Raw genomic sequence first — 465 nt, forward strand, 5'->3', positions numbered from 1 at the left:
CTCCCCGAATTTGTCCCAGTGACCGGAGGCTTTCCACAGAGACAGATCCATGATGTCAGGCGTGTTGATTTCCACATAGCCTTCCGTGCGCTGACGCTTACGCAAATAGGCGAGGAGTGTCTGGAACAGCGTCCATCCGTTGGGATGCCAGAACACTGCTCCCGGTGCTTCTTCCTGAAAATGGAAGAGATCCATCTCACGACCTAGCCGACGATGATCGCGTCGAATAGCCTCCTCCCGTCGCTTTTCCCAGGTTTCGAGTTCCTGCTCGTTACGCCAGGCCGTGCCGTAAATCCTCTGGAGCATCGGGCGGTTTTGGTCACCCTTCCAGTAAGCGCCGGCTGTTTCAAGAAGACGGAAAGCATGACCTATCTGTGCGGTACTGGAGAGATGAGGCCCACGACACAGGTCCACGAAATCACCCTGTCGATAGAACGTCAGAACAGCATCAGCCGGGAGTGCGTT

At 55.7% G+C, this 465-nt stretch carries 1 pseudogene; it reads right to left on the bottom strand.

Annotation, left to right across the window (positions count from 1 at the left end):
• Nucleotides 1-441 (bottom strand): annotated as a pseudogene (locus HK23_RS13905) (threonine--tRNA ligase); the annotation flags it as partial.
• Nucleotides 442-465: the final 24 nt, after the last annotated feature.

It is taken from the genome of Acetobacter malorum (genome assembly GCF_002153605.1).
GTDB lineage: Bacteria > Pseudomonadota > Alphaproteobacteria > Acetobacterales > Acetobacteraceae > Acetobacter > Acetobacter malorum_A.